Source organism: Syntrophales bacterium (genome assembly GCA_023229765.1).
In the GTDB taxonomy this organism is placed as follows: Bacteria; Desulfobacterota; Syntrophia; order Syntrophales; family UBA5619; genus DYTH01.
This window is the reverse complement of the sequence record JALNYO010000014.1, coordinates 40,198-59,124: the sequence shown is the minus strand read 5'-3', so window position 1 is coordinate 59,124 and position 18,927 is coordinate 40,198. Positions and strand designations below refer to the sequence as shown.

The 18,927-nt window shown below is 51.5% G+C and carries 16 protein-coding genes; all 16 read right to left on the bottom strand.

Annotated features, from left to right (window positions below; translation table 11 throughout):
- Position 1 precedes the first annotated feature (1 nt).
- Positions 2–373: a response regulator transcription factor gene (locus M0P74_09370; protein ID MCK9363789.1), complete on the bottom strand. Its 372-nt coding sequence runs from the start codon at positions 371–373 to the stop codon at positions 2–4.
- Between the two features lie 209 nt (positions 374–582).
- Positions 583–3,474, bottom strand: coding sequence for a PAS domain S-box protein (locus M0P74_09365; GenBank protein MCK9363788.1), 2,892 nt, complete (start codon positions 3,472–3,474; stop codon positions 583–585).
- Positions 3,475–3,632: 158 nt separating this feature from the next.
- Positions 3,633–3,914 carry a type II toxin-antitoxin system RelE/ParE family toxin gene (locus tag M0P74_09360; protein MCK9363787.1) on the bottom strand — a complete coding sequence of 94 codons (282 nt, stop codon included), beginning with the start codon at positions 3,912–3,914 and terminating at the stop codon, positions 3,633–3,635.
- The gene (locus M0P74_09355) at positions 3,911–4,138 is read right to left on the bottom strand and encodes a ParD-like family protein (protein ID MCK9363786.1); all 228 of its coding nucleotides are present in this window, start codon (positions 4,136–4,138) and stop codon (positions 3,911–3,913) included. The genes M0P74_09360 and M0P74_09355 overlap by 4 nt, the downstream gene beginning before the upstream one ends.
- Before the next feature lie 184 nt (positions 4,139–4,322).
- On the bottom strand, positions 4,323–7,163 hold the full coding sequence (locus M0P74_09350) for an EAL domain-containing protein (GenBank protein ID MCK9363785.1): 2,841 nt from the start codon (positions 7,161–7,163) through the stop codon (positions 4,323–4,325).
- A 41-nt stretch (positions 7,164–7,204) separates the two neighbouring features.
- Positions 7,205–8,146 (bottom strand): sensor domain-containing diguanylate cyclase, encoded by a 942-nt coding sequence (locus M0P74_09345; GenBank protein ID MCK9363784.1) that lies wholly within the window; start codon positions 8,144–8,146, stop codon positions 7,205–7,207.
- Between the two features lie 96 nt (positions 8,147–8,242).
- Positions 8,243–8,872, bottom strand: coding sequence for a response regulator transcription factor (locus tag M0P74_09340; protein ID MCK9363783.1), 630 nt, complete (start codon positions 8,870–8,872; stop codon positions 8,243–8,245).
- Positions 8,873–8,891: 19 nt separating this feature from the next.
- Positions 8,892–9,215, bottom strand: coding sequence for a DUF4143 domain-containing protein (locus tag M0P74_09335; protein MCK9363782.1), 324 nt, complete (start codon positions 9,213–9,215; stop codon positions 8,892–8,894).
- Between the two features lie 400 nt (positions 9,216–9,615).
- Positions 9,616–12,678, bottom strand: a complete 3,063-nt coding sequence (locus M0P74_09330) for a PAS domain S-box protein (protein MCK9363781.1) — start codon at positions 12,676–12,678, stop codon at positions 9,616–9,618.
- An 87-nt stretch (positions 12,679–12,765) separates the two neighbouring features.
- Positions 12,766–13,704, bottom strand: coding sequence for a dihydroorotate dehydrogenase (locus tag M0P74_09325; GenBank protein MCK9363780.1), 939 nt, complete (start codon positions 13,702–13,704; stop codon positions 12,766–12,768).
- A 38-nt stretch (positions 13,705–13,742) separates the two neighbouring features.
- Positions 13,743–14,579: a dihydroorotate dehydrogenase electron transfer subunit gene (locus M0P74_09320; GenBank protein ID MCK9363779.1), complete on the bottom strand. Its 837-nt coding sequence runs from the start codon at positions 14,577–14,579 to the stop codon at positions 13,743–13,745.
- Positions 14,580–14,689: 110 nt separating this feature from the next.
- Positions 14,690–15,157 carry a ribosomal protein S18-alanine N-acetyltransferase gene (gene rimI, locus M0P74_09315; protein MCK9363778.1) on the bottom strand — a complete coding sequence of 156 codons (468 nt, stop codon included), beginning with the start codon at positions 15,155–15,157 and terminating at the stop codon, positions 14,690–14,692.
- 3 nt (positions 15,158–15,160) lie between these two features.
- Positions 15,161–15,859: a PTS sugar transporter subunit IIC gene (locus tag M0P74_09310; protein MCK9363777.1), complete on the bottom strand. Its 699-nt coding sequence runs from the start codon at positions 15,857–15,859 to the stop codon at positions 15,161–15,163.
- Positions 15,860–15,923: 64 nt separating this feature from the next.
- A complete protein-coding gene (locus M0P74_09305; GenBank protein ID MCK9363776.1) occupies positions 15,924–16,424 on the bottom strand; it encodes a PTS sugar transporter subunit IIB in 501 nt (166 codons plus the stop codon).
- Between the two features lie 6 nt (positions 16,425–16,430).
- Entirely contained in the window at positions 16,431–16,841 is a 411-nt protein-coding gene (locus tag M0P74_09300; protein MCK9363775.1) for a PTS sugar transporter subunit IIA, read from the bottom strand.
- Positions 16,842–16,995: 154 nt separating this feature from the next.
- Complete coding sequence (gene recD, locus M0P74_09295) at positions 16,996–18,918, bottom strand: exodeoxyribonuclease V subunit alpha (GenBank protein ID MCK9363774.1); 1,923 nt, start codon at positions 18,916–18,918, stop codon at positions 16,996–16,998.
- Between the last annotated feature and the right edge of the window lie 9 nt (positions 18,919–18,927).

Here is an 18,927-nt window from a genome sequence, read left to right as displayed (position 1 = left end):
TTTAAGGTTTATCCCTCAGCAATTGTTTGAAGGTGTCGTAAATCTTCTCGATTTCCGTCACCTTGTCGAAGAAGTAATCGGCGCCCAGGGCCTGACACTTTTCCCGATACTGCGGATAGGGATAGTTCGTAAGCATGATGACGATGGGCGACGGAATTTCCTTTTTGATCCGTTTTAAAACATCCATTCCGTTGCCGCCGTCATTCAGGCGGATGTCCAGGATCACCACATCGGGGTTCAGTTTCACAATGGATTGGATCGCATCGCGCGCATTCAGGGCCTGCCCGGCGATTTCGACGCCGTCGATGCCGGAGAGCATGGCCGCCAGTTTTTCGAGCACAATAGCTGAATCATCAACAAGAAATACCTTCATGCCAACCTCTTTCCTTAAAACAGGTGATGACCGTTTTAAAACGATCTGTGATCGGCGGGATTCCATGATGCACACCTCCCACGATTTAATGCTATCGCATCTGGAAACCGCTTGTCTGTAAGGGAATGCTGATTTTTTTGTAGGGATTTGCTGATTCTACTCGATCAATCTGCTCTTCAGTCGGTTGTTATCGACGACAATCACCTTGATCATGATGCGTCTCCCTGCTTTCGGGGTATTTGCAGGACCAGGGCTGTCCCTCCACCGGGCTCACCAGAAATTGAGAGTTTTCCTCTAAAAGTTAGAACACGTTCTTTCATGCCAAGCAGACCGAGAGATTTGGGATGCAGAATTTCCTCCTCTGTGATTCCCCGGCCGTTGTCCCTGATCTCAAGAACAAAACTTTCTTCCCCGAAAAGACTTCGCTCACCCTCTCGTAAAACGACGGCAACCTTTGTTGCCCGGGCGTGTCGCACCACGTTCGTGAGCGCTTCCTGAAAGATGCGAAACACGGCAATGGCTGTGTCCTCTTCCATGTTAACATCTTTGAAGGTTGTGGCGAACTCATGCGAAATTTCAGTGCGACTCGTAAATTCCGACAACTGCCACTCCAGAGCTGCTATCAGCCCTAAATCGTCTAAAACGAATGGCCGCAAATCCGTGGATATACGGCGTACTATATGGATCATTTGATCTATCAACGCATTCGCTGTCTGAATCCTGTCCATCAAGGCAACGCGCTCTTCAGACGTGTCTGCGCCGCCCATTTTGCCAAACAGCCATGAGAGATCCATCTTCAGCCCGGTAAGTCCCCCCCCCATTTCGTCATGAATTTCTCGCGCAACCATGAGTCTCTCTTCTTCACGTATCTGTTGCAGTCGCGCGGCAAGTGCCCGTAACTGCGCACGAGAAGTCCTCAATTCCTCCTCCGCCCGCTTGCGTTCGGTGATGTCATCATATACAGCAACGATCTCGCCGGAGGGAAGTCGATAGACAAAGTTTTCGTACCAACCCTGCAATTGTTCATCCTGGTAAAACTTGGCTGCGTAATGCTCGGGAATTCCGGTCGCCCAAACCCGCTTGAACACTTCTAATAGTCCATACTCCCTGATCCCCTGCCGGACTTGATAGATGCTCTTTCCGATGATATCCTCTTTCCGGTCGCCATCCAGCCGCTCACCGGCTCGATTGAAATCCTTGAAGATAAAATCGTTGCCGTTGTTCATTACTTCGTAGATGGCAACACCGCTGCTGATATTGTCGAAAAGCTCACGATAACGTATCTCGCTCTCCCTCAGCGTCTCCTCTGTCTTCTTGCGGGAGGTAATGTCGTGAATCGCAAGGACCACCAGGCGCAGCCCATTAAAGCGGCCCCCCGACATGGAGACTTCGGCCTCAAACAGGGAGCCGTCCTTACGGCGAAAAAGCTTTTCCATTCGTCTTCCGATGTGACCGCATTGTCCGACACCCCTTTTCAAGAACTTTTCCAACCTTTCTTGATGGATTTTACCTATTTCCTCCCGCAGCAGGATGTCGGCCGGTTGATTCAAGGCTTCTTCCTCGGAATACTGGAATAACTCCTGGGCTGCGCCGTTGAAAAGAATGAGCCGGCCCTCGACGTTCACAGCGATGATGGCATCCAGACTCGCCTCAATAATCGTTCGCAAACGCTCCTCGCTCTCCCGCAGCACCATCTCGGCCCGCTTGCGATCGGTGATGTCGTTGTACAAGACTTGAAACTGTCTTTCACCATCCCATAATACTTCCCTGCGTAATACCAGGAGGTGACGGACTTCGCCATCTTTCCGGATGATGTTTATGGTATATTCCGACGGGACATCAACCCCTTGCTGTCTCTTCTCTCTTCTGATCAGGAAGTCGGCATGGCTTTCCGGGGTATAGCGCTTTTCCACGGGAGTTGTTTCCAAATCCTCCCTGCTGTCGTAGCCATAGATATCCAGAATAGCACGGTTGGCATAAATGGTCTTACCTTCTTCTGTTACGATGCGCACCCCCATCGGTGAGTCATCCAGAGAATGATGGAAATTTTCCTCACTCTGCCGAAGCTTTGTCTCGGCTTGCAGGAGTCCCTCAGTTTTTCTGAACAGGGAAACTTTTCTCAGATAAATCAGAAAGAAAATGATCAGGAGGAACAAAAGGAAGGAAATAGCCCCTATCTCGATAAAACGTCCGAATTCCGAACGATAAATGTCTCTCAGGGATCTCTCAATGATGACCGACCACCCGATGTCCCCCATGGGAACAACGGTGAGATAACTTTTCTGATGATCTTTCTGCGGATCGTTCATTTCGATCTGCTGTTTTTTTTCCTTTACCGCCGTTTCAAGGATCGGGAAAAATCGATAATCCGCAATGCTTTCCTGATAAGGAAATTTGTTGCTGTAAAGGAGCTTCCCCGTCCGGTCGATCACGTTCACGGTCGTATAGGGGCTGAAAGGCACCCGCTCGATGGTGTCAACAAGAAAACCAAGTCGTTGGGAGCTTCCGAGTATCCCGATGCCCCTTTCTTTTTCATCGAATATGGGGACGCAGACGGATACCGCCAGTGGTTTATCCCCGACAATCAGTTTAGAGACGGTGGAAATGTAAGGTTTCCAATGGGAACTGATTCCTTTATACCAGTCACGGTTCGAGAGGTTCTTCCCGATAGCTTCCGGAAACAAAGGGAAATTCGCCCAGAGAAGGCCGCGTTTGTCCGTGACGAAGGTCAGGTCGATCTCGGCATTCTTTTTGAGGGCGGACAGGTGCCTGTAAACCCTTGCAAGGTCCTTATTCTTCACGGCAGCGATGAATAGAGGCCGATGAGCATAGGACTGGAGGATTCCTATGTTTGCTTTGTTGTGCTCCAGGATGAGGTCTGCGAGGAGATTTGCGGTTGTCTTATCAGCAGTCAGGGCATTGCGCCTTGTGGTTTCAAATTGCCGCCAGCCCTGAAAAACGGCGATCCCAAAGATTAAAGTGAAGAAGACGACACCGGTGAAAATTATGGAATAAGGCTTGGCAATCCAGTCGCTTGGACGCCCGTGACCGGGATGAGGAGAATCAGGATAAGAAGATCGATTGCGCATTTTCATAATCATAATCCCTCATGGATTGAACTGTTATTCAGCCTTTTCAAGGCTCTTCCTGATCTCCCTGATGTATTCCGTAAACGAGTTCATTTTCGCGGCGATCCTCCTGCTCTTTCAACGCAGTTGCCTGTTGCCAGTAGAGCCCCAGCTTGCGATCAAAACCTCCCTTAAGCCAAATAGCGCTTCAGATCGCGATAGAAATTCTCATACGCGCCCAAGGCAAGCAGAAGAATTTCCTTTTCATCGAATTCATAGGCCAGAAGAAACAATCTGTCCCGGACCTTGAATTTGTGAACGGAAACGCCTGTCAGATCCCCCTTTTTCACCTCGCCGATCTCGGGCGTTTCGCAGATGCGCCGAATCTCTTCATCCAGAACGGATATCTCATCCCTTGTCAGATGCTTCTTCTTCCTCTCAAAAAGGGGGGACTGGGAGACCTGCCGGCTCATTCGCCTTCACCAAAGACATAGGGCGTCTTCAATCCGCTTTGCGCCTGGGCTCGGGCGATGAGGATCTCCTTGATCAGGGAGACCGGAAGATCGGCGTTTTCATCCGCCACCCTTCCCAACTTTGCCCAGTACTCCACCTGGCCGGCAAGCGACCGGCCTTCGACGCCGGCAAATATCGCCGCGTTGCTTGCCAGTTCATCGGATATTTTAACGGCTTTCGGCATAACGTATCCTCCAATCTATTTTCTTTGCATTCATTGTATTTTATTATGAAATATTTTACAACCAAATCCCACCATCAAGGGAAGGAAAGTAACCATTACTCCTCCTCATAACTGTTCTTTCCGCTATGACTCAGAACACACCCTGTCTTTCCCGTTCTTCTTTCATCATGGCCTTTCCTAAATGTTAGAGCCGGGGCTTCCTTAAGATCCCCGGGATTTCCTCGGCCGGCAAAGGCCGGCTGAACAAGTAGCCCTGGATTTCGTCGCATCCATGTTCCTGCAGAAAGGACAACTGCTCCTTTGTCTCCACACCTTCGGCAATGGTCTTCAGATTCAGGCTGTGAGCCATAGCAATAATCGCCCTGACGATTGCCTGATCTCTGGAGTCGGACGCCAGACCCTTTACAAAGGACTGATCTATCTTCAAATAATCCAGCGGCAGCCGTTTCAAATAGCTCAACGATGAATATCCCGTGCCGAAATCATCAATCGAAATCCCTATGCCCAGCGCGTTTAGTTCAGTCAATATCTGAATAGCCTTCTCCGGGTTCCGCATAATGACGCTCTCCGTTATTTCCAACTCCAGGCACTGCGGAGAAATCAGGGTGTCCTGCAAAGCCTCCTTGACGATTTCTATCAGGTTCGGTTGATCAAACTGGCGACCCGATATGTTCAAGGCAATGTTCACCTGTTTGTAACCGGCTTCCTGCCATGTTTTGATTTGCCCGCAGACGGTGCGTATTACAAACTCTCCGATGGGGATGATGAGGCCGCTTGCTTCGGCCAGGGGAATAAACTGCAGGGGCGGAATCAATCCCCGATCGGGATGCTTCCAGCGGATCAGCGCCTCCATTCCTTTAACCATTCGCGTTGCCGCATCCACCTTCGGCTGGTAGTAGAGCACCAGTTCGCCCCGCTCCAGGGCCTTGTGCAGGTCGCTTTCCAGCGTCAGGAGCTCCAGAACAAAGGAATTCATTGATCCCGAATAAAATTGATAGTTGTTTTTCCCTTCGCTCTTTGTGTGTCTCATGGCCTTTTCGGCGTTTTTTAGGAGGTCGTCAACATCCGTTCCGTCATCAGGATACAAGGCAATACCGATGCTGGCAGTCATAAATACCTCGCGACCGTTCAGATCATAGGGTGCGGATATTTCCTCAAGTAAATGACGGGCGGCTATTGCGGCGCCCTGAGTCTGGTTGAGATCATGCACCAATACGATAAACTCGTCTCCACCGCATCGAGATACAGCACTCACTGCTTCACCTTCATCTGATCTGGCAACGTCGTCGCTTTTTCGCAAAGAGTTGGCAAGTCTGTCGGCAACGGCCTTCAGCAGAAGATCTGCGATGTTATGTCCGAGCGTATCGTTAATCCGCTGAAAATTATCCAATCCGATGTAAATAATGGCAAATATCTCTTTATGGCGCTGGGCATGTTCAATTGATCTTTTTATCAGCTCTTTATGAAAGGTGCGGTTCGGCAACCCGGTCAGGCTGTCATAATAATGCAGCAGGTGAATCTTTTCTTCCGCCTTCTTGCTGTCCGTGAGGTCCTCAATGAGAGATAGACTGTAAAGCACGTTACCTTCTTTCCCATGGATGGCCGAGGCGGTAATATTAGCCCACACGATTCCGCCATCTTTTCTGACATACCGCTTTTCCAAGTGAAGCACGGAGATGCTGCCTGCGAATAATTGTCCTGAAAATTCTCTGCCCTTCTCCCTGTCCTCTTCGCAGGTGATATCCGCAATGCTTTGACCGGCAAGTTCCTGTTCGGTATACCCCAGCAACCCGCAGAACGCTTTATTCGCCATAACAATTGTATAGTCCGGATTTGCCAACATCATCCCGAAAGGTCCTTCATCAAAGATGCGCCTGAACCGCTCTTCGCTCAACCTCAACTCTTCCTCTGTTTTTCTGCGACCGGCGATTTCCTGCAAGAGCAGTTCATTGTTGTTGGTTAGTTCTTCAGCGCGCCTGGCCACCACAATCAAAAAGCCGGCCAGTAAACCGGTTAAAAGCAGTCCGGCCAATAATACCCCCCAGGGCTGCCACGTCTTTCCGCGTGCAACGTAATCGGGCGTTGCCACGAATAGAATCTGCCATTCGCGATCTGCCACTTTGAGCGTTCTGACGATTTTGAGGCTGCCATCCGGCACTGGTCTCTCATTGCGCAATGAGTCTGTTGTTTGCCCTGCGCGCGCCGGGTGAAAATGAAGAAAACGCTCTTTCCCATGTGCGGAGTTATCATAGAGATAAACATCGATGCCTTCCGGGTTCAGGTACGTTAAGGATCTTTGTATAATATCATGAATCCGAAAAACGCCCAGTGTAAAACCGCGTAAATTGTCGTGACGAGTTTGCCTCGGATCGGCAGGCATATTCTTTTTATATACCGGTGAGAAAACCAAAAAACCGAATTTGCTTTCATTCGCCTGCACCAGTCTTATCCGGGAGGTTGCTGCTATCTCGCCCGTGTTGCGAGATCGATCCAACGCTTCCTTGCGCTTAGGGTTGGAAGTCAGGTCATACCCTAATGCAAGTTCATTCCCCTTATAAGGCTCCATAAAATAAACGGGGAAATATTCATCCCTCCGGCCGGCCCGTATCATCTTACCCGAAACAGACTGTTCCGTAATCTGGAAATCTTTAAAACCATCTCTTCTGGCTGCTTTTTCGTATTCTTCGCGCTGAGAATATGGTACCCGCGGAATCCATTCGAGCGCTTGAATGCCGGGGTGTTGCAAGAAAAGAGAGGCTGTAAAGTCGCGGAATTCTGATCTGGTAACCACTTTTGCATGGAGGTAAAAAGCCTTGATGCTTGAAAGTACGTCTAAGTCAAAATCAATTTCTCTCTTCAAAGCGGCATGGCGCTCTTCTGCAGCACGTTCAAAGTCCGCCTTCAGCTTTTGAAGTTCCCAGGTACGAACCACCGCGAAACCTATGGCCGTAAGCATCAGGCCGCCAAGGATGATCACCCAGATGCTGATACGGAATATATATTGTCTGTTTTTAATAGAAAGCATCGCTTTTCTGCCTCCCCCTTTTTTTAGATCAACATCCAACGTCACGCTTCCCGCACTCGATTGCGCCCGGCGTTTTTGGCGCCATAGAGGGCATGGTCGGCCTTGTCTATCAATTCTTGCGCCTCAGACAAATCCGCCGAAGAAGTCGCTACCCCCAGGCTGATTGTCAGTTTGCCTTCGGGCTGGGTCCCGGCATGTGGGAAGGGCCGCACCGAAACTGCGGCACGGATTTTTTCTGCGACTTCCAGGGCCTCGGCCTTCGCGGTCTCCGTCAGAAGTATCAAAAACTCCTCACCGCCGAAGCGAGCGACAACATCGGTTTCACGCACGTGGATTCGCAAAAGTTCGGCGACTTGCTTCAGGATTACATCGCCTTCAAGATGGCCGTGCGCGTCATTATAGTTTTTGAAGTGATCAATGTCGATCATAACCACCGACAGGGGATGCCGGTAGCGCTTTGCCCGTAGTATCTCGACCTGCATCCGCTCATCCAACCCGCGCCGATTAAAAAGACCCGTCAGCGGATCTGTTTGCGAGAGGCGCTGCATTTCCGCGTGGAGCCGGGCGTTTTCGATAGCCGCCCCCAACTGGTTGCCGATGGCTTGGAGCAGCGCCACCTCCCCGGGCGTGAAACGGCGCTGCGTGACGTCTCCCGTACCCAAGGCGCCAACCATTTTGCCGGCGGATCGCAGCGGCACGACGACCAGCGATTTCCATACCTCTAATCCGGTCTCAGCGCGAGGATCCGTTGCCGTGTTCTCCACTTCGAGGAACGGTTTCCCGGTCTCGGCGAACCATCCGACAACACTCTGGCCTGGCTTCAAAGGAATCAGTCCCTCCAGTATCGGGGGGGGAATGCCGTGGGAAGCGGCCAGGACCAACTCGCCTGTCCGCTCATCCGGCAAGTGAATGGCCGCGCCCATGGCAGCGGTCATGATAACCGCGATGCCCAATACCAGTTTTACACTCAGCGTCCAGCGCATAGTTCTCCACTCACCACATGACGATTTAATGCTATCGCATCTGGAAACCGCTTGTCTGTAAGGGAATGCTGATTTTTTTGTAGGGATTTGCTGATTCTACTCGATCAATCTGTTTTTCAGGGCATAGCCGACCAGGTCGGCGTTGGTCTTCATGCTCATTTTCTCCAGAATGCGGGCCCGGTAACTGCTCACCGTCTTGCCGCTGATGCATAACGCCTCGCCGATTTCCTTGAGCGACTTTCCGGACGCGATCAGGCACAGGATCTGAAATTCGCGGTCGGAGAGCTTCTCGTGGGGCGCTTTTTCCGGGGAAACAAACTCCGACGCCAGCCTTTCCGCGAGAGAGGGGCTGACGTATTTCCCGCCGGCGGTGATCTTCCGGATCGCCTGGATCAGTTCCTCCGGGATGCTGTTCTTCATCAGGTAGCCTGAAGCGCCGGCTTTGAGCACCCGCACGGCGTACTGCTCTTCATCATGGATGCTCATGATCAGAACGGGCAGGGTCGGGCGTTCGTGCTTCAATTGATTCAGGACGTCGAGACCGCTGGTATCCGGCAGGGTGATATCCAGCACAACCGCATCGCAGGGGATATGACGGATGACACGGAGCGCCTCCCGGGCGTTTTCCGCCTCGCCGACGACCTGCATGTCCTGTTCTGCGGCGATGATCTGCTTTAGGCCGCGCCGGACCACCGGATGGTCATCGACAATAATCACTTGGATCATCTGTCTTCCTCTCTTCCTGCTACTTCCATAAAGCATCGGAGGCCAGTTCTTCGGCAAAGCGACGGAAAGGCATGGCGTCAATACCGTCCTGCGTTTTCATTACCGGTCCGTCAGGGCAAACGACAATGCGGCGTTGCAGCCCTTCGAACAAGGCGCCCCTTTTCTCGGGCGCGAGCGGGGCGGTCTTTCGCTTCATCACGCGCGCGAGGCCGGGATCGCACCAGTACCATTTGGGCAGTTTCCGTTCCCGCACGCGCAATCTGGCCTCATAAGCGGGCAGCCGGAAACAGAGAAGCGTCTCTTCCAGGATGTCGAGATACCCTGCTGCCGTCGTCCTGGCCACTCCTGCGTCGCGCGCAATGTTTTACTCACATTGACGATTCGGCCGTGGGAAAGGGCCGCCAGAGGCAGAAAACGGGCAAAACCGGGTAAGTTTCGGACAAGCGCCTCTGCCTGGATCTCCGCTTTTAGGTAGAGCTGTGCATAATTCGCTTGCGAAGTAACCGGGATTCGCCAGAAGCCTCTGATAGGTCTCCTCAGATAACAGGTCAATGACATAGGCATTCGGAAAAGCGGCTCGGAGCCATGTACTCTTGCCGGTCCCCCGCGGCCCCAAAAGAAAGAAGCTTTGTTCCGGGGCTTTGAATATTCTGTTCAGCATCATAGGTTCACCATGCCGTCATTATTCGTTGCAATATGACGGTATCATATACAATTTACACCAAATCGGCAAGCGAAATAAACTATCCAGCCGCAAGCAGCGGGGTAGTGGATGACGGCGGAATCTCGACCGTCACTATTGTGCCTCTTCCGGGAGTTTTCGTTATGGTAACTCGTCCCCCGAATATCTGGGCGCGTTCCCTCATCCCCAGGAGTCCGAGTGACTCTTTACTCTGGATATTCTCTTTTTCGATGCCTTGGCCGTTATCCTCCACCTCCAGAGCGGGGGAGTCTGCGTCCACGCGCAAGCGGACATGTACCTCCGTTGCCCCGGAGTGGCGGGCCACATTGGTCAGTGCCTCCTGAAAAATGCGAAACAATGCCGTAGAAAGGTCGGCGTCAAGGCTGATATCTTCCCCAGGTGGAAAAAATTCGCAGCGGATGCCGGTGCGCTTCTCGAAATCTTTGAGCTGCCATTCCAGAGCCGCAACGAGACCGAGATCATCCAGAATCCCGGGTCTAAGTTTCATCGCGATCCTGCGCACGGTATGGATGGTTGTGTCGATGGACTTAATCATCGAGTCCATACCCGCGAATAAAGACGTTCTGACGGTTTCATTCTCTATTTTCAAGGCGGACCTTGTCAGCAGGGAAACATCGATCTTCAGGCCGGTCAAGGCCCCTCCCAGTTCGTCGTGGATTTCACGGGCAATCTGTGTCCGCTCCTCTTCACGCACCGCCTGCAGGCGCCCGGCAAGGGCGCGCATCTCTTCCCGGGAAGCCCTTAACCCCTCCTCTGCCTGTTTGCGTTCGGTGATGTCCTGGTAAATTATCTGAAACTGTTCTTCACCATTCCATAATACTTCCTTGCGGAAGGCTTGGAGATGGCGGACTTCACCGTCTTTCCTTACGATGCTTATGTCGTATTCGGACGGGTAATAATCACCTCGTTTTCTTTTTTCCATTCTCATCTTAAACTCTGCATAGCTCTCCGGAGTATAGCGCTCTTTTAAAGGCGTTGTTCTCAGTTCCTCAATGCTGTCGTATCCATAGAAATCCAGCATAGCCCGGTTAGCATAAATGGTCTCGCCTTCTATGGTCACGATGCGCACGCCCAGCGGGGATATATCCAGGGAACGGCGGAAATTCTCTTCACTTCGGTACAGCGCCTCCTCCGCCCGCAGCCGGTTCTCTTCGATGGCTATGGCGGAGGCGATGATTGTCATGAACTGCAGATCGTCGTTTGAAGGGGTTATGTCGGTCTGATAGACCACGCACAGTGAACCGATGGCAGCCTGCTTCCATTTGACAACCATGCCGAGATAGGTTTGCAGGCTGTAGGGGAGGATGTTGGGATCGGTCCTCGCGTAGTGGCTCTCCTGGAGGTTCCGCACGAGCAAGGGACGTTCCCCTCCCTGTTGGATCACATCATAACAGATATGCCCATCCGGTTTGTCCTCCGACTTGAAGCCGGCAGGCGGCTTCCACTGCCCGACCGAACAGAGCAGGTTTTTCCCCAGGCGGTTATACAGGGCACAGGTGGCGTTCATCAGTTCCCCGCAGACGGCGACCAGGCGATTGATGTTGTCGTCAGGGGAGACGCCGAACTGGAGGAAGCAATCGTTAAGCCGGGCCAGACGGATTTCCGCCTTCTTGCGCTCGGTGATATCACGCCAGACGGATCGGCTGTGGGTAATATTTCCGTTTTTATCCCTCATGAGTGATATTTTTATGCTGACATCAATTATACTGCCGTCTTTACAAATTATTTTACGTTCGACATCTGGGAGTTCGCCTGTTGCTGCAAATTGTTGAAAGTGTCTTTTTACATCCTCTTTGCAGTCCGGGTGGTAGATTTCGAATATCGAACGCCCAATGATATCCTCCTTGGCATAGCCAATCGTATGAACAAATGTGCTGTTGCATTCTGTAATTGTAGCCGTTTTCGTATCGATAGAAAAATACATATCCGGCGCGTTCTCATAGAGGTCGTAATATTTTGCCTCCGAGGCGCGCAGTGCGATGGCGGATCGCCTCCTCTGGATGATGTTGATCATGAGCAGGAAGATCACTGCTGCCATGAAAGCGATGATACCCAAAGCCGTTTGAATAACCACCCGGTGGGCCGTATAAAAGGATACCGGTTTATTGATCACCGTGCTGTCTTCGGGCAAGGCCGACAAAGGGATTCCAAAACGGCTCATGACCTTATAATCGAACATGAACTGCGAATCGCTCTCTAAAACAACCGGGATGGCGGACGCCTTTTCACCGGCCAGCACCCTCAGGGCGATGCGGGCGGCGTTGGTTCCATGTATTCGAGCGTTCAACAGCTTGCCGCCGACGATGCCGAAATCGAGTCGCTGCTTGTAGGTGGAATAGATCGGGACAGGGCTGTGTTCATAAAAGAGTTTGGTGGTTTCTGACACTCCGAAAGTGCGGTAGGATTTATCGGTGAGAAAAGCTATATCCAGGACAAGACTGTTCTTGGGTAATCGCTCCAGCTCCTTCAACAGTTCCTCCATGGTCAGAGGATCATTAAAGCGGAAGCGAACCTTGGCGCCGAATCGGGGAACCAATGCCTCAAGTTCTTTACGCACCGCCAAACCAGTCACGGTGTAGTCTTGGGGACTGAAAATCTCTTGAGTGGCAGGGTGCAGGCGGAGCATGACCTCGATCGTTCCGGCAAGGTCAATGGCCTCCTCGATTCCCGTAACCTCGGATCGCCCTTTTAACAGGGAGGGGTTGTAATTGTTTATTCCGCAGAAGACGATGGGCGCGTTCCTGAAAAGTTCCACCTGGTTGTCAATAGCGAATTCCAGAGCGGGGTTGTCCATCGCGATGACCACCGAGAACTTCTTGTATTGATGCTTGAGGTGGAAAAGTTGCTTCAACTCTGCAAGATGCCTTCCGTCGGGCAGGTGTTTGAGATCTAGGTATTCAATGACCGGGAGCCAATTTTTATCTTTCCCTTGCAAAACGTCGATGATGCCGGCCTGTTCATCGTCGGACCACGCATAACCGGGATGGTATGAGTTCAGGATGAGTACCTCCTGCAGCGTACTTCCGTTGTCAGACGGCTCCGCTGCTTCGGCGGCGTGCAGCAGAGGGGCTGTCAGAAACACGATGAACGAAATACACAGCAAGATGAGGGCTGTCATTTCCTGTAATAGTTTTTCAGTTACATAGAGAATTTGCGGCCTCCTTAATGTCTATGAGTACGCTGTTCTCTGTCAAGCACGCAGAGAACCAATAACTTCGCTAATATCTTCAATATTATGTCTAATAAGATAGTCCTCGATGCCGTTTAATACATCCATCGTCGCCACGGGGTTGATAAAATTGGCCGTGCCGATTTGAACTGCCTGAGCCCCCGCGATCAGAAATTCCAGGGCATCAGAGGCGGTCATTATTCCTCCGATGCCGATAACCGGAATCTTGACAGCGCGAACAACCTGCCAAACCATCCGCAAAGCCACCGGCTTCAGAGCCGGTCCGGAGAGGCCACCGGTGATATTCGCCAGATGGGGACGTCTGGCTTCAATATCCACAGACATCCCCGTCAAGGTGTTGATCAGGGAAACGGCGTCCGCGCCCGCATCCTCGACCGCTCTTGCAATTTCCGTGATGTCGGTCACATTCGGGGTCAGTTTGACTATAACCGGAAGATCTGTTTCCCTTCGGACCATTTTAGTCACCATCGCGGCGACAGCAGGATCAGTGCCAAAAATCGCTCCGCCTTTTTTAACGTTCGGGCAGGATATGTTAACCTCAATTGCATGCACGCCTTCAACAGAGGAAAGAATTCCCGTAAGGAGCGGGAATTCTTCAACTGTTTCCCCAAAAATATTGGCGATCACCGCAACATCAAATTGCCGCAGGAAGGGAAGTTTTTCCGCGATAAACGCCTCGACACCGACATTCTGCAAGCCGATCGCGTTGAGCATCCCGGACGGGGTTTCGATTATCCGGGGAGGCGGGTTTCCTGCTCTTGGCCGCAGGGAAAGCCCCTTTACCACAACCGCTCCCAGTCGGCTCAGATCAAAAAAAGGTGAATATTCCTCACCGTATCCAAATGTTCCCGAAGCGGTCATAACCGGATTCTTCAAGAAGAGCCTGCCGATATTCACTCCCAGTTTTACCCGCCTACTGTCAATTTTGTTGTCCGTCATCAGTCAAGTTCCCGCGATTAATTTCATAGTGTTAACCATTAAAAGGGGTGTTTCCATACGAGTTTCCGGATATCGAAAACAGGCCCGTCCTTGCAGACCCTTTTGTAGATCATCTCCCCGTGAGCGTCTTTCGTTGCGACGACACATCCTATGCAGGCGCCTACACCGCAGGCCATCCTCTCTTCAAGGGAAACCTGGCAGCGTATCGAGTTATCCCCAAGAAGACGGGCAAGCGCCCTTGTCATCGCCGTCGGCCCACAGGCAAGGATTTGCGTGCTTTCATTATCCCACGCTTGCAGCTCTTCGCCGAGAATGTCCGTCACAGCTCCATGATATCCAGCGCTTCCGTCGTCGGTAGCCAAGCGTAGAACGCTTAAACCGGTAAAACGTGCTTGCAGGGCGGTTACAATCTCTGATGTTTTCGCGCCCAAAAAGGCAGTCACCGGCAGGGGAGACTTTGTCAGAACATGTTCCTGCAGGAAAAAGGAGAGAGGCGCGGCGCCAACCCCGCCGGCAAGAAGGATTATTCTTTTGACGGCAGGGTCAACTGTAAAGCCATGTCCGAGGGGGCCCATAACTTCGACCCTCCCTCCGGCGCCAAGGCGCGACAGCAACTGTGTGCCTCGGCCGGCAACGCGGCATAAAAGCTCAAGAATCGTCTGCCCGTCCTCAGTTCGGAATCCATAAACGCTGAACGGGCGGGACAGCAGGGTTTCGCCATTTTCAAGGTTGCGCAGCATGACGAACTGCCCGGGAACCGGCGCCGGGAAAGAGCCCGGCAGTTTAATTGAAAGCAGGAAATGGCCGGGGGCAACGTCGCAATTACCGATTATCTGTCCCGCGCTGATTGTGATATTTTTTGCATTTTCGTTCATTATTATTACTTATAGCCTTAATTCAACTGCAAAATACCGTCTGTATTGCCGAAAATATCTAAAAAACCCTTTTATTATCGTGCGTTACGCTTCGCTTACGCTCCCTGCATCTAATCTTGCAGATCAGCCCACATTATCAACGCGTCTTCTTTAGTATCATCGTAATATCGGGGTCTGACCCCTTTTACCGAAAAGCCAAACTTGTCGTATAGTTTAAGGGCCGGAAGGTTTGAAGCGCGCACCTCAAGGGTTGCCCGCTGCGTATTTGCCGCTGATGAAGACTTTATCGCCTCCCGGAACAAACGGGAAGCAAATCCCTGCCGCCGCATATCCCGGCGGATCGCTATCTTCTGCAGATGCAATTCATCAGCCACCAGCCAGTAAACAATATAACCGACAATGTTTCTTGCGCCTTCGCATCCAAGCCTGGCAACAAGAATTCGGGAAACAGGGTTCACCAATTCCTCGCGAAAAAGTAACTCTGACCACGGACTGGAGAAAGAATCCCTTTCGATGGCCATTATTTCGTCAATATCTTTTGCCAGACAGCCGTCTATTTCAATGGACTCTACTGCCATACCTCAGATAATTCCCTTAAGATAGTAAAATACAATGCCGGCAAAAAGAAAAACACCGCAAAAAATGGGGAAAACACCGCGAACATGGACGGAGTTAATTGCGACGGCGGTACCGATTAGCGGCAGCAGCGGATAGAGAAGACCAAGCCCCCGGATCGTCCAGCCCGGCAAGGATGGATATAAAAATGCAAGCAGCGGTATTCCGACCAAGAGGGCAAGCAATATGAACCCGGCGGAAAAAGCCCATGTCTTGAGCAGTGCAAAGAGATGCTTGCGGGAAAGGGACTTGACATCCCCGTTAAGGACGTCTTTCCGGACGTCGCCCGCCAGTTTTTCATTTCCTTTAACTATCCAGAGATCCATTTTTTGCGCAACATGGCCAAATGGCACATAAGCAAGAACGGTAAGGGCAAGCAGTCCGTGGGGCATAGAGCCCAGAATCCGGGCCGCTTCAATTGACGATGCGGCAATCAGGATCGCTGTTATCGTGTCGTTGGGGGGGATATACATCCCTATCGGCAGCCGGTCTATCCAGAAAAGCTCGGTAAAGGCGCCGGCGACGAGCCCCGTATATGGATCTCCCAGAATAAAGCCGATTACCGGCGCAGCGATTATCGGGCGCGAGATCATAAGCAGCAGGAAAACTCGATCCAGACAGAGAAAACCGCCCACTATCGCTGTAATAAAAACATTCGCAATCATTTAAACCGCTTCATCAGTTAAAAAAATCGGATAGTCTGCGCTTGTGCAACGCCGTTGTTGTTTTTCAGGTTTTGATACTGCGGACGACGTCAAAAAAATCAAGCGGCTTTTCCCGGGGAACGCGCCGCAGCTCTATTCGGACACCGGCATCACGAAGAAACGTTATGTCGTGAATGTCATTCTCGCTGAGAAGCACCGAGGGGGTGCAGCAGATGGTGTAGGAGTCGTTATAAATATTCCCTATATTAAGTTTATTGAACCGGAACCCCAGTTCGAAGGCCTTGCGGGCCGGGGCGACTGCGCCAAACAGGACAATGGTTTTATGGCCGCTGCCCGTTTGGAAGGGAGTTGTCTTCACAAAATCTTCCACATTGCATATTATTACGGCTACTTCCCTGGGAACTGCCATCCGGATAACCGTTTCCCGGAACATATCGGAGGCGGTCAAGTCATCAACTACAACAATGCAGTCCGCCTTGATATAGGGAATCCAGGCTTCCAGGATCTGACCATGAACCAGACGATTATCCACCCTGACCAGGGCTATGTCCAGAGAATAATGCAAGTTTCGCTATCCGGAAAACTTTTTGCCGAGGATTTCACTCGCCAGGGAAATATTCTTTATTCCGTACTCCTTGAGGGAATGGGCAAATTCTTCAAGCGTCGTACCTTCCTGAACTTCGTTGAGTTTAAGGAGCATCGGGAGATTAACGCCGGTTACCACCTCAACCTTTCCCGCCTTCAGAAACGACAGAGAGAGATTGGAAGGCGTGCCGCCGAACAGATCGGTGAGGATAAGAACCCCCTTCCCCTGATCAAGCTTTTTGATCCCGGCGCTGATTTCCTTTTTTATCTCTTCGACACCCTTGTCCTGATCAACGGCGACATGGGCGACTAATTTCATGCTGCCGTGAATCATTTCCGCCGCTTTGATAAGTTCACTCCCCAAGTTTCCGTGGGTGGCGATCAGCACACCTATCATCTTAATCCTCCCGTCTCGGTAATGTGAGGAAGCTAATGGATTAACCTCTAATTGTCAAGTTTAATTGATAATGGTTTGGTTGATAATGGACGATCTGCAGAAATCCTGCCCTCTGACCGGAGAATTGGGAGAATCACGCGAGACTAAAGAAAGATTAACCAAGGAGAAGTTGGTCGCGCAAGCCGGAGGAGCGTCTTATGCGACGCGTGACAGCCTTGAGGAAAATATCCTCATTCCCACTTATTGCAATGGTTTTTCTTGATCTTGTTACAGCGGTGTAGAGCAATTCGCGGGTCAGTACTGACGCGTCTTGATCAGGCAGAATCAGCAGCAAATTATCGAATTCCGATCCCTGGCTTTTGTGAACCGTCATCGCATAAGCCGTTTCGTGCGGCGGCAGACGAAGCGGGGAAAAACTTCGCAGCTTTCCTTCGTCATTGCTCTGGAAAAACGCCTTCAAGCCGCTATCTGCCTCCAGGTCCGGAAGGATAAAACCTATGTCGCCATTGAAGAGCTTCATCCCGTAATCGTTTTTCGTAACCATTACCGGACGTCCCGAATAAAAGATTTCCTGGCCGGAAACACCCCTCTTCCGTAAAATCATCTGCTCACAGAGGCGATTGACCTCAAGGGCGCCATAAGGGCCGCGGCGCAGCGCGCAGAGTATTCGGAAACGATCAAAAACATTTAATATCACATCATATTTGCTTTTATTATCAATATGTTCAAAATATTCATTAAAGTTAATTATTATGTCTTGGAGCAATCGCGGCATTTCCGAGGGAGGGGGAATGCGCGACCAGCAACAGGAAGCATCGCCAATATCTTGCAGGATGCAAAGTGCCGCGGCGCCGTCCCCATTCTTTATGGCGCGACTCAGGGCGGAAATTCCACTGTCATCGGAAAACCGGTAATTACGCTGGAGTTCAACCAGGGAATTCCGGAGCGGCGACGGTGGCGGTGCTAAAGAAGGCGATTCCGCGCTGGCAGTTTCCGTCAGCGAAGAGAGAATCGAGATAAAATCATCGGAAAAATCATTGAGCGCCCGATATCCGCAAATGTCGCCGAGAACCGCCCCGGCCTCAACAGAGGCAAGCTGTTCCCGGTCTCCAAGCAGTATCAGCCGGGCATGAACCGGCAAGGCGCTGATCAGTTTTGCCATGAGCGGAAGGTCAATCAGCGATGCTTCATCAATGATTACAATGTCATAAGGCAAAGGATTGCTGCTGTTCCAGTGAAAATTGGATGAATGGGGGGTGCTGCCAATAAGTCGATGGATTGTCATCGCCCGCCCGGGCAAGCCCTCCCTTATTTGCCCCTCGTCGCCCAAAACGTCAGCCGCAACCGCCAGGATCGCCTCCTGCAGGCGCAGGGCGGCCTTTCCGGTGGGAGCGGCAACGGCAATCCGTGGCAATTTCCCCTGTGCAAATTCGAGAAGAAGAATAATCGCCCGGGCGATTGTCGCCGTCTTGCCGGTGCCCGGACCGCCGGTTATCACGGTCAGATTGTTGAGCAGCACACAAAGCGCCGCAACCTTCTGCCAATTAACTGTAATTTTTTGTCCGTTGCCAGCCGAAGGACAGCGAGGAGAATTGACGTCAGGGAAAAGGACGTCAAGCCTTTGCCGGAGTATTTTTCTTTCCTGTTCGTTTTGGCTGATAGATGTTTGAAGGGGTGATTTTTCCAGTCCTTTTTTTATCAGGAAGGAAGCTATCCGCTGTTCGTAATCCCAATAACGGTAAAGGTAAAGGCGTGCCGCTTCGTCAATAATGAGAGGTTTTACCTCACCGGGACGCCCGACTACAGAACATTTTCGCAGCTCATCCGGCCAGCTCTGCAAACTGATTGTTAGCGCGCCTAAATCCTGCTGAAGAGAAGATTGAGAGACAGCGGTTAGATCAAGGCAGACATTGCCCTCCCTGACGCTGCGACTGACAAGGGCGGCCGCAGCAAAGAGCAAAGGATTATCGCCCCCGTCAATTTTTTCGAGAAAACGGCCGAAACTGACGTCAATGGCGGGGGAAAGTCCCCGTTCCTTATCTACCTGTGAACCTGCAAAATCGGAATGGAAAGGCATAGCCCCTTT

Bases quoted from the DNA above. Each gene is read 5' to 3' on its own strand.
- M0P74_09345 (MCK9363784.1), bottom strand. From the start codon at position 8,146: ATGCGCTGGACGCTGAGTGTAAAACTGGTATTGGGCATCGCGGTTATC.
- recD (MCK9363774.1), bottom strand. From the start codon at position 18,918: ATGCCTTTCCATTCCGATTTTGCAGGTTCACAGGTAGATAAGGAACGG.
- M0P74_09355 (MCK9363786.1), bottom strand. From the start codon at position 4,138: ATGCCGAAAGCCGTTAAAATATCCGATGAACTGGCAAGCAACGCGGCG.
- M0P74_09360 (MCK9363787.1), bottom strand. From the start codon at position 3,914: ATGAGCCGGCAGGTCTCCCAGTCCCCCCTTTTTGAGAGGAAGAAGAAG.
- M0P74_09300 (MCK9363775.1), bottom strand. From the start codon at position 16,841: ATGATAGGTGTGCTGATCGCCACCCACGGAAACTTGGGGAGTGAACTT.
- M0P74_09350 (MCK9363785.1), bottom strand. From the start codon at position 7,163: ATGCTTTCTATTAAAAACAGACAATATATATTCCGTATCAGCATCTGG.
- rimI (MCK9363778.1), bottom strand. From the start codon at position 15,157: ATGGCAGTAGAGTCCATTGAAATAGACGGCTGTCTGGCAAAAGATATT.
- M0P74_09310 (MCK9363777.1), bottom strand. From the start codon at position 15,859: ATGATTGCGAATGTTTTTATTACAGCGATAGTGGGCGGTTTTCTCTGT.
- M0P74_09340 (MCK9363783.1), bottom strand. From the start codon at position 8,872: ATGATCCAAGTGATTATTGTCGATGACCATCCGGTGGTCCGGCGCGGC.
- M0P74_09320 (MCK9363779.1), bottom strand. From the start codon at position 14,579: ATGAACGAAAATGCAAAAAATATCACAATCAGCGCGGGACAGATAATC.
- M0P74_09370 (MCK9363789.1), bottom strand. From the start codon at position 373: ATGAAGGTATTTCTTGTTGATGATTCAGCTATTGTGCTCGAAAAACTG.
- M0P74_09365 (MCK9363788.1), bottom strand. From the start codon at position 3,474: ATGATTATGAAAATGCGCAATCGATCTTCTTATCCTGATTCTCCTCAT.
- M0P74_09325 (MCK9363780.1), bottom strand. From the start codon at position 13,704: ATGACGGACAACAAAATTGACAGTAGGCGGGTAAAACTGGGAGTGAAT.